The 11330-nt window shown below is 47.6% G+C and carries 9 protein-coding genes; 1 reads left to right on the top strand and 8 read right to left on the bottom strand.

Features of this window, described 5'->3' with window-relative positions; genetic code table 11:
• Nucleotides 1-2 precede the first annotated feature (2 nt).
• On the bottom strand, nt 3-2585 hold the full coding sequence (locus VM802_RS31870; RefSeq protein WP_325538556.1) for a beta-mannosidase: 2583 nt from the start codon (nt 2583-2585) through the stop codon (nt 3-5).
• A gap of 53 nt (nt 2586-2638) precedes the next feature.
• On the opposite strand from VM802_RS31870, the gene VM802_RS31875 reads away from it, so the two are divergent.
• Complete coding sequence (locus tag VM802_RS31875; protein ID WP_325538558.1) at nt 2639-2809, top strand: DUF6728 family protein; 171 nt, start codon at nt 2639-2641, stop codon at nt 2807-2809.
• Here VM802_RS31875 and lpxB read toward each other — a convergent pair.
• From lpxB to metG, 7 genes are all read right to left on the bottom strand, one after another.
• Nucleotides 2806-3912: a lipid-A-disaccharide synthase gene (gene lpxB / locus VM802_RS31880; protein ID WP_325538560.1), complete on the bottom strand. Its 1107-nt coding sequence runs from the start codon at nt 3910-3912 to the stop codon at nt 2806-2808. The genes VM802_RS31875 and lpxB overlap by 4 nt on opposite strands.
• Nucleotides 3913-3931: 19 nt before the next feature.
• On the bottom strand, nt 3932-4231 hold the full coding sequence (locus VM802_RS31885) for a hypothetical protein (RefSeq protein WP_325538562.1): 300 nt from the start codon (nt 4229-4231) through the stop codon (nt 3932-3934).
• 21 nt (nt 4232-4252) lie between these two features.
• Entirely contained in the window at nt 4253-5029 is a 777-nt protein-coding gene (gene surE / locus VM802_RS31890) for a 5'/3'-nucleotidase SurE (protein ID WP_325538565.1), read from the bottom strand.
• Between the two features lie 81 nt (nt 5030-5110).
• Nucleotides 5111-5890, bottom strand: a complete 780-nt coding sequence (locus VM802_RS31895) for a DUF2705 family protein (protein WP_325538567.1) — start codon at nt 5888-5890, stop codon at nt 5111-5113.
• The gene (locus VM802_RS31900; RefSeq protein WP_325538569.1) at nt 5887-6783 is read right to left on the bottom strand and encodes an ABC transporter ATP-binding protein; all 897 of its coding nucleotides are present in this window, start codon (nt 6781-6783) and stop codon (nt 5887-5889) included. Before VM802_RS31900 ends, VM802_RS31895 begins: the two co-directional genes overlap by 4 nt.
• A gap of 109 nt (nt 6784-6892) precedes the next feature.
• The gene (locus VM802_RS31905; RefSeq protein WP_325538571.1) at nt 6893-9292 is read right to left on the bottom strand and encodes a 3-hydroxyacyl-CoA dehydrogenase/enoyl-CoA hydratase family protein; all 2400 of its coding nucleotides are present in this window, start codon (nt 9290-9292) and stop codon (nt 6893-6895) included.
• A gap of 309 nt (nt 9293-9601) precedes the next feature.
• The coding region (metG, locus tag VM802_RS31910) for a methionine--tRNA ligase (protein ID WP_325538573.1) at nt 9602-11330 on the bottom strand (1729 nt) is incomplete at its 5' end.

Below are 11330 nucleotides of genomic sequence, written 5' to 3' on the forward strand. Positions count from 1 at the left end.
AGTCAATGTTTATAAGAATCTACCAAAGACGTTATTTTCAACGCCGCCCTGATCTCTTCCGGATTGCGGCCGGTAAGCAATCGTACCGTTTTCGTTTCCCCCGGCAACAGATCAAAATAATTTTCTTCCGGCCTTTCAGCTGCTGCAGCGCCTTCCAGCTGCAGATAAACATTGCGGGCCAGCCTATCTGATGTAATTGTCACCAACACCTCTCCTTCTTTCTGCTGCTGCTTGCCGAAAGTAAACCTGATCTGCGGCATCTCCAGGTTCATATCTTTTGCCGGAGCAAAGTAAAAGATATCTCTCTCAGCATCCTTATTGTCAATTCGCAGTTGTGCATAGTATATTACCGTTGCAGCATCCTTTCCCTGGAGGATAGCAGATGTATCAGTACTGTAGAATTTCCTGCTGGTATTGGCCGGGATCGTAATATTCTTCAGCTCCTGACGGTACAATTGTTTGCCCTGCATATCTACAGCTGTTAATATAAGGTCAGCCGTCCTGTCTTTTAGCTCATCAGATACCACGTAAGTACATAGCTTACCTTCTTCTATCACCGATGATACCAGCCTTGGCCTGAAAGCTTCGCTGGCATAGTATTGCAATGCTTTCCAACGGCCATGGTAATCACGACCTGACCATGACGGGCCTGGCCAGCAATCGTTCAGCTGCCAGTACAAAGTACCCATACAATAAGGCATAGCCCTGCGATGCGCTGCTATAGCCATTTTCATACCTTCTGCCTGCAACACCTGGCTCAGGTATACAAAGGAAGGAAAATCCTTCGGCGCCTTATAATAATGCAACATATACGTTTTGATAGCAGTATTACCTTTCGCCGGACTTTTCTGATGCGCCTGCATCACATTCGAGAAAATATCATAGTCCTCTTTAGCGGCAAATGTGTTGATGGTCTCCATTCCGGGAAATGACTGGAAGCCATACTCACTCATGAAACGCGGGATATGTGTATTAAATGCTTCAAACCATTCCATTCCATGCCATACGCCCCAGTAATGGTTATCCCCCTTTGTAAAGTCCTCTTTTTTTCCCCAGTTACTGATAGGGGAGGACGGGAAATAGAATCTGCCCGGATCGTACGACTGCACCAGCTGTGGCAGCAACTCCTTAAAGAGACGGTCATATCCCTTCAGCAGATGATCCCATTGCAATTGCGTATAGGCATAACCGGACTGCCAGCCCCAGTTGTTGATAGCCACCGCTATTTCATTGTTGCCGCACCAGAGCGCCAACGAAGGGTGATTGCGCAAACGTATCATATTATCGGCCACCTCCTGCTTCACATTCTCCAGGAAAGCGCCGTCTGACGGATACAGGGTGCATGCAAACATAAAGTCCTGCCACACCAGTATGCCGTTCTTGTCGGCCAGTTCATAAAACTTATCGTCTTCATAAATTCCACCGCCCCATACACGCACCATATTGAAATTAGAGGTGTGCATATCTCCAAACAGACGCTCATACTGCTGCTGTGACACGCGCGGCAGGAAGTTGTCCTGCGGAATATAATTGGCTCCCTTCATAAAAACCGGTATGCCATTGACTTTCACGTAAAAGCTCTCGCCCAGGCTATCAGGCTTGTTTATCACTTCAATAGTTCGCAGTCCTACAAATTGCTGATGTTGAGCAATCGCTTCCTTGTTGTTCACCAACTCCGCCTGCAGGTTGTATCCGGTCTGCGGCCCCAATCCATTAGGCCACCAGCGCTGCGGACTCTTAATGCGGAAAGGAACATCCACCGTATTTTTTCCGGCCTGTAATGTAACGGGCATATTAGCCAGAATTGCCTGCCCGTTGCGTATACGCACGCTGTAACTGCCTACTGTAAAGGATTCCAGGGTAACCTTCGCATTCAGCTCCGCCTTTTCATTGTTCAGTTGTTGTTGCTGATACCATACACCCCTGATCACAGCTTTATTCCACTTATGCAGATACACTGGCCGCCAGATACCGGATGTAACGAGACGCGGGCCCCAGTCCCAGCCATAATGGTAAGGCGCCTTACGCGCATAGATACTCAACGGAATATCACTGGCATCATTGCCCGCGGGATAGATAACGCTATCTTTCAAAAACGCAGGCATGTCCGCTTTAACAGGACTCCTGAATACAATGCGTAGTTCGTTATTCCCTGCTACCAGAAAGGATTTCACATTTATAACATGCTCTGTAAACATGTTGTGTGATTGCAGGATGAGATGATCATTCAGATATACATCAGCATAGGTATCGAGCCCTTTAAAGTCCAGCTCTATAACATCGTAGTTAAGATCGGCTGCAGTCATGCTCCATTTCCTGCGATACTGCCAGTCTTTTTTATCGATCCACTGCACAGCTTTTTCATTGGTGCCGGCAAAAGGATCAGGAATAAGTTTGAGTGCCAGCAGATCCGTGTGCACAGTACCAGGCACGGTGGCAGGGCGCCAGATGCCTTCATCAACACGCGCAAATTCCCAGCCGGATGTCAATGACTCCGGATCCGGGCCCGCTGCATAAGTCGATTTAGTTAAACAGGTTAAGAAAAAGATCGCTGCCAGCAGGCGACCCAATGCAGGATATTTCATGAGCTTACTTTTCAACGGGCTCAAAAATAGTATTGATTTCCGATCTTTGTCACATGAAAAGCATCTGGCAGCAAATATTGAGGTATTTCTATATAGTCAAAAAGGACCCGAATGCGCCCAAAACCCGTTACGTAGCAATGATGCACGGTATGAACCGTATTTCCATCATCCTGTTCCTGGTAGCGCTGATTATACTGATTGTACGGCTGCTGAAACGGCTCTAATGCCCCAGCGCCGTCTGATATACTACTTCCGCCGCCCTTTTTGAGGCATCCTTCTCACCTAGCTTATGCCATAATTCTGCATAATCCGTCATCACCCGCTTGCGCGTAGTGTCATCTTTCAACAGGCTGGTCAACTCTTTCAGCAGGTTCTCTTCCGTGAGGTCATGCTGGATCAGTTCTTTCACCACCAGCTTATCCATCACAAGATTTACAAGGGAGATATATTTTACTTTGATCAGTCTTTTGGCAAAGAAATAAGAGATAGGATTTCCTTTATAGCACACTACTTCCGGCACACCGAAAAGCGCTGTTTCCAGTGTAGCCGTTCCCGACGTAACCAGTGCCGCGGTTGCCTCCCGTAGTAAGCGATAGGTTTGCCCTTTTACCATAGATACGTTGGGATGTTGCCCGATAATTTCCTGAAGGAAATGATCATCGAGGCTGGGAGCCTGCGCCACCACAAACTGATAATCGGGAAAATGTTTTGCCATTGTAAGCATAATAGGCAGCTTCACACTTACCTCCTGCTTACGGCTGCCGGGCAGAATGGCTATCACCGGCTTGTCGGACAAAGGAACGTCTGCAGGCTGCTCCCGGAAAGCTTTGATCACTTCCACCAGCGGATGCCCTACATATTCCACTTCATAATTCCACTTATGATAAAAAGCCTGTTCAAACGGAAGAATGCAAAGCATTTTATCTACAGAAGTTTTTATCTTCTTCACCCGGTTCTCTTTCCATGCCCATACCTGCGGAGAGATGTAATACACGATCTTATACCCCTGCTGCTTTGCCCATTCGGCAATACGCATATTGAAGCCGGGATAATCCACCAGCACCAGCACATCAGGGTTAAAGGCGGCAATATCTTTTTTGCAGAAGTCCATATTGCGCATAATAGTGCGCAGGTTCATCACCACTTCCACGAATCCCATAAACGCCAGTTCCTTATAATGCTTTACCACATGAGCGCCGGCCTGTTCCATCAGATCACCGCCCCAGCTACGTATATCCGCAGCCGTATCCACCTTTTTCAGTTGTTTCACAAGGTTACTGCCATGCAGGTCGCCCGACGCTTCTCCCGCAACAATGTAATATTTCAATATGCTGTTGTATTAAGAATTATCTGATCAGTTTTAATAACAGTATGCCGATAGCATATAACATGGTTACCAGGAAAATTCCTTTGGCGGTAACATCCTTCCGGCTCCTGGTGTACAGGAAGAACACGAGTCCGTTGAGCAGCAGACAGATACTGGTAATTTTCGGGATCATATGTTTGTTGTCTTTCAATATCCCGAAGAATTTGTCCAGTCCTACATCGTGCGGACGGATCACGAAAAAATAATACAGGAAAAATGCCACTATCGGCGTAATAAGCCCGAGCAGGATTCCCAGTGATAGATTGTCTTTTTTAAACATACTGTTATTATAATGGCGATATTACAAGTCTTTCCAATCTGCCTCCAGCTGTGTTTTCAACTTATAGTTGGTAAGGTCAAACTGAACCGGCACCAGTGATGCGTAATTATTCTCCAATGCCCATACATCTGTATCTTCGCCGGTATCCCGGTTTTTAAACTGCCCGGTGAGCCAGTAGTATTTTTTACCGTGGGGATCGCGGCGCTCATCAAATTCCTCCTCCCACTTGGCATCCGCCTGACGGCAGATGCGTACGCCTTTATAACCGGCTTCGTCCACCACAGGAATATTGACATTGAACAATGTGCCTGCCGGCAATGCCGACTCCAGCATACGTTGCGTAACTTCTCCCGCTACTTTTTTAGGCAGGGAGAAATCGGCATCGTAACTGTACTCCAGGAAAGAAAACCCTACAGAAGGAATACCTTCGATAGCAGCTTCCATCGCGGCAGACATCGTGCCGGAATAGATAACATTGATAGAGTGGTTAGCGCCATGATTGATACCGCTTACGCAAATATCCGGCTTGCGGTGCAGTATCTTGTCGCGGGCCAGCTTCACGCAGTCCACAGGCGTTCCGGAGCACTGCCACGCTTCAATGTCATCAAAAATATCAACCTGGTTAAGGCGCAGCGGTACGCCAATCGTAATGGCATGCCCCTTACCAGACTGCGGACTATCGGGCGCCACCACCACTACTTTTCCCAGTGGTTTCACAGCTTCTATCAATGCGCGTATACCTGGCGCCGTTATGCCGTCGTCGTTTGTTACAAGTATGATCCTCTCTTTATTGTCCATATTGCACTATTTGTCCTGACAACAAATTTAAGCTCTATCGGAATATTTCGTTTTAAAAGAATGTGAAATATATAAATCTTTTTAAAGATCCGACCTGAGCACTCTCCGGAAAACAAAAAATACCACCAGCACAATATACACCAGCAGCATCATCAGATAGACGTTATCATCGTACCTATCCCCCATGCTGATCAAATTACCGATAACCGGAAAGGGCAGCAGTTCATCGCCGGTTTGTAACGGCATCAGTCCGCCTATCCGGCCCCAGTTCTTTTTCAATATGAAAACCATTGTCTGCTCCAGCATCATGGTGTAGCCCAGGAATAGCACAATGGCAAAACCAGCCCTTTTCACCAGCACACTCAACAACAACGCCAGACACAGCGTTAGCAGCACCTGGAGGAAGTAATAAAATAAGTATACAAATCCATCCGTTGTAAAGCTGCTGTTGCCATACATCAGGCCCACTATTGCGGCAATAATAGTTACCACCACCAAAGCCAGCACTGACAAGGCTACAACCCAGAACAACTTGGCATATACAAACTGTTTTCGTTCCCATCCGTCTATAATATTCTGCCGATGCGTACGAAAGGTATATTCGTTGGTTACCAGAATTACCAGCAATAAACCGAATAACGATGAAATATAACTGCTGACGTTCGCCACCGTCTGCCATACATAAGGAAAGCTCACCGGCCCTTGTCCAACCATCTGTGATGCCTTACCCAACTGGCCAATGACAACGTTAACTACCACGTAGTTGCCGGCAGCTATCACGCCTACCGCCAACAGCAGCATGATCCAGAAAGTACGGTAGTTCTTTACTTTCAGCCATTCAGTATAAATAAGTTGTTTCATGATACAGGGACATTGGTAATTTCCAGAAATGCTTTTTCCAGGCTTTTCCTGCGCAGCTGCAGGTGTTGCAGCCAGATACCGCGCTGTGCACAGTAATTATTTACGGCCGCTGCATCCGGCGCATTGTCAAACAATGCCACCACCAGCGCGCCTTCTATCCTTGCGCCTGTACAACCGGGATATTGCAGCATGGCATCATGCAGTGCATTATTATCTCCGGCAGCGAGCTCCAGGTAATCGTTCCGGCTGATTACTTCATTCACCGCACCCGATAACAGCAAAGTACCGCGTTGCAGGATAGCCACATGCGTGCACACTTTCTCCACTTCATCCAGCAGATGACTGGCGAGTATCACCGTTTTTCCGGTAGCGGCCACCTGTTTGATCAGGCTGCGCACTTCCGCTATACCGGCAGGATCAAGTCCGTTGGTGGGTTCATCCAGTATCAGAACATCAGGGTCTCCAAGCAGCACTGACGCAATAGCCAGCCGCTGTTTCATACCCAGCGAATAGGTTTTAAAGGCAGCATGTTTCCTTTCCGAGAGGCCACACAACTGTAGCACACGGTCAATATCTTTTTCGCCACGTTGCTTGATGGATGCCGCGATCTGAAGATTCTTGTATGCGCTGAGATAATGGTAGAAGTTGGGCGTTTCCAGCAGCGTCCCTATCTGCCTGCGTTCGCGGGCCGCCGATTGCTGATCGAAGAGTGTAAAGCTGCCGCTATCTGCCTTGAGTACATCTGTAACAATGCCCAGCAATGTGGTTTTACCGCTGCCGTTAGGCCCCAGCACACCATATATTGCCCCCTTCGGTACCTCAAAGGATACGTCCGACAAGGCTTTCACGGCGCCATAACTTTTGGAGATGTTCTGTAATGAAAGAATAGGCACGGGTGTATATTTTGAGCAAGGTAAAATAAAAAGGGAAATGTAGCGAATGATCTTATGGCTAATCTTCACTACACTTCCCCTTGATTCAGCGTTGAAGTATGCTTGGTTATTAGTTACGGACAGGTCTTCCCGTCTTGATTACGCTTTGCAGGCGTTCCAGCGTTTTGCGTTCACCGCACAGGCTGAGGAATGCTTCGCGTTCCAGATCAAGCAGGTATTGTTCACTTACAAGCGATGGCTCTGTGAGGTCGCCGCCACACATTACATAGGCAAGTTTGTTGGCTACTTTCTGATCATGTTCGGAGATATAATTACCAAACCTCATTGCATACACGCCAGCCAGCAGCGCACCCAGTGCGGCACGACCCAATACTTTAATATCGGTTCTTTCCACAGGGCGGGTATATCCCTCATCAGCCAGCGCTATTACACTACGTTTGGCGTCAGCGATCAGGCGGCTCGGATTCATGGTGATCTCATCATGGCCTTTGCGCAGGATGCCCATATCATATCCTTCGAAGCCGGAAGTGGCTACCTTGGCTGTAGCCACGGTCATAAAGTAATCTTTGAGTGGCTCTTCGTCGATGCGGCCTTCTTTATACTCAAGGCTGGCACGCAGTGCCATTTCCTTGGTACCACCCCCACCGGGAATCAGGCCCACGCCCAGTTCCACAAGACCGATATAGGTTTCAGCTGCTGCCTGTATTTTATCTGCATGCAGGCTCATTTCGCAGCCACCACCTAATGTGAGCGCGTGCGGCGCCACCACTACGGGAATGGAAGAATAACGGAGACGCATAGTAGAACGCTGGAAGAAGCGTACCGCCATATCCAGTTCATCATACTCCTGCTCCGCCGCAAGCATGAAGATCATACCCACATTGGCGCCCGCAGAGAAGTTAGTGCCTTCATTGCCCACCACAAGACCGCGAAAGTCTTTTTCAGCACGGTCTACCGCTTTATTTAATCCTTCCAGCACTTCGCCGCCGATGGTGTTCATCTTGGTTTTCCAATCGAAGCACACTACGCCGTCGCCGATGTCAATGAGGTTGCAGGCGCTGTTTTTCCAGATGATATTGTTGGACAGATTTTCGAGGATAATAAACTGACCTTCTCCTGGCACCAGCTTATAATCTTTTGAAGCGACGTCGTAGTAGTATTTTTTGCCGCCATCAATTTTGTAGAAGCTCTTGTTTCCTTTTGCCAGCATATCTTTCACCCACTGTGCAACGGTGAGGCCTTTTTCTTCAATATTCTTCACACTGGCTTCCACACCCAGCAGATCCCAACTTTCGAAAGGGCCTATTTCCCAGCCGAAACCAGCTTTCATAGCGTCATCCACTTTGTAAGTATCATCGGCTATTTCAGGGATACGGTGAGATATATAAGAGAACAGGTAAGCATGGAACTGCTGATAGAACTGACCGGCTTTGTCTGAAGAGGCAGCCAGCACTTTGATGCGCTGTTTCAGATCTTCCACCGGTTTGGCGGCTTCGATGCTGGCAAACTTAGCTTTCTGTTTCGGACCATACTCCATGGTACCGAGGTTGAGGGTAAGGATTTCTTTACCGCCCTCGCCTTTTGTTTTCTTATAAAAACCTTGTCCTGTTTTATCTCCCAGCCAGTTGTTCTCCACCACTTTCTGCAGGAATGGAGGAATTTTGAAGATGCTGATGGCTTCATCATTCGGGCAGTTGTCTGCTACGCCCTTCGCTACTTTCACCAGGGTATCAATACCTACTACATCCGCAGTACGGAAAGTAGCAGACTTGGGGCGGCCAATCACAGGACCAGTGAGCGCATCGATCTCATCGATGGTCAGTCCCATTTCCTGCATAATGTGGAAGATTGCCATAATGGAATAAACACCCACCCTGTTGGCAATGAAAGCCGGCGTATCCTTACAGAGCACAGTGGTTTTACCGAGGTAAAGATCGCCGTAGTGCATAAGGAAATCAACAATGGCGGAATCTGTATGCGGAGTAGGTATAATTTCAAGTAAGCGGAGATAACGTGGAGGATTGAAGAAATGCGTACCGCAGAAGTGCTTTTTGAAATCGTCACTGCGGCCTTCGGTCATGAGATGGATCGGAATACCTGAAGTATTGGAAGTAATGAGCGTGCCGGGTTTCCTGAATTTCTCCACCTGTTCAAACACCACTTTCTTAATATCGAGATTTTCCACCACTACTTCTATGATCCAGTCCACATCAGCCACTTTATTCATATCATCGGTAAAGTTGCCTGTTTTGATGCGTTTCACCACATCTTTGGTAAACACAGGAGATGGGTTCGATTTTACTGCTGCCTGAAGAGCGTCGTTCACGATCCTGTTTTTTACTACCGGACTGTCCAGTGCAAGGTTTTTCTTTTTCTCTGCATCGTTCAATTCTTTGGGTGCAATGTCCAGCAATAAAACCTGAATGCCGATGCCGGCGAAATGACAGGCGATTCTTGATCCCATAACTCCTGAGCCTAATACGGCCACTTTATTGATATGTCTTTCCATAACTTTTAGCTTTTAGCTGTCAGCTTTTAGTTTTGGCGGTGCTTCCAGCATTTTTGACTTACATTTTTCGGATTCCTGAATTTAGGATTTTTTACAATGATTTGAGTAGTTCGTGTAATTATGTTGATTGATTATTTTTTGTTTTTTAATGTAGATGGTATTGATGATGTATATAGAAGCGAAAGACCCGTTCAGAAAAAATACTGAACGGGTCTTTCGCTTTTATACTTGAATTATCCTGTTTCTTCATCTGTTTTCTGTCGAAAACCAAAGTCAGGACAATCGTACTAATCAACACAAATCATCGTCTCAACTAACGCCACTTCCGGCTTTCACCGCTTCGTTAGGATTGACGAATACCAGCTTACCATTATCTTCCGCCATAAGGATCATACCCTGGCTTTCGATGCCACGCATTTTACGGGGTGCAAGGTTAGCCACCAGCGTTACCTGTTTGCCAACAATATCTTCCGGCTTAAAGTGCATGGCAATGCCTGATACAACCGTACGTTGCTCTGTACCTATATCCACGAGGAGTTTCAGCAGCTTGTCTGCTTTTTCTACCTTCTCCGCCTGGAGAATAGTGCCTACACGCAGATCCAGTTTTGCAAAGTCATCATACTGAATCTCCGGTTTGGCAGGAGCTGCGGGTTTTTCCTCTGCCGGTGCAGCGGGAGCTGCCTGTGCCTCCGCTTCAGCTTTCTTCAGTCCTGCGTGCAGTTTTTCCACCTGTGCTTTCACCTGGTCGTCTTCTACTTTTTTGAAGAGCAGCTCAGGCGCGCGTAATGGATACCCTACGTTGAGCAGTTTGTCGCTGCCACCGTTTTCCCACTCCAGCATGCGGTCCACCACTTTCAGCATATGACAGATCTTTCTTGCTGTGAACGGCAGGAAAGGACTACAGAAGATAGCCAGGTTAGCAGTCACCTGCAAGCAGATATGCAGACAGTTGTCTATCACCTTCTGGTTGGTGGCCTGCAGCTCAGGTGTTTTCGCCAGTATCCACGGCTGTTTCTCCTGCAGGTAACGGTTGCCCTCACGGGCTACGTTCATCATCTCCGCCAGTGCATCACGGAAGCGGTAGTTTTCCAACGCCTCTTCGATTTTCCTTTTGCCTTCAGGCAGATAAGCCAGCATAGCCGCATCCCGCTCATCTTTCACATCGTCATGCAGTGGTGGTACTTTGCCTCCGCACAGTTTGTGCATCAGCACCATAGTGCGGTTCACAAAGTTTCCGAAGTTGGCTACCAGCTCATTGTTATTGCGGTCCTGGAAATCTTTCCAGGTGAAGTCGTTGTCTTTTGTTTCAGGTGCAGTACTGCACAGTACATAGCGCAAAACATCCTGCTGATCAGGGAAGTCAACGATATAATCGTTTACCCATACCGCCCAGTTACGGGATGTGGACACTTTCTCTCCTTCGATGTTCAGGAATTCGTTGGCAGGTACGTTGTCCGGTACCACAAAACCGCCGTGAGCCTTCAGCATGGCGGGGAAAATGATACAGTGGAACACAATGTTATCCTTTCCGATGAAATGTACCAGTTTGGTATCTTCTTTACACCAGTAGTCTGCCCAGTTGGGAGTAAGCTCTTTGGTGGCGGAGATATAACCTATCGGCGCATCAAACCAAACATACAGCACTTTACCTTCCGCATCCGGCAGTGGCACTTTGATCCCCCAGTTACTGTCGCGTGTCATGGCGCGGCTCTGCAAACCATTGTCCAGCCAGCTTTTGCACTGACCGTACACATTGTTCTTCCATTCTTTGTGACCTTCCAGCAACCATTCTTTCAGCCAGGGCTCATAGTTCTGCAATGGCATGTACCAGTGTTTGGTTTTCTTTTTCACCGGTACAGCTGAACTGAGCGCAGAATGCGGGTTAATCAGTTCATCGGGACTGAGCGAGCTTCCGCAACGTTCGCACTGATCGCCGTAGGCCTTGTCATTGCCACATTTGGGGCAGGTGCCTATGATATACCTGTCTGCCAGAAAAACATTCTTCTCCGGATCATAAAACTGTTCTGATTCTTTTTCC

Origin of the sequence: Chitinophaga sp. (assembly GCF_035538455.1) — a bacterium.
Taxonomy (GTDB): Bacteria; Bacteroidota; Bacteroidia; order Chitinophagales; family Chitinophagaceae; genus Chitinophaga.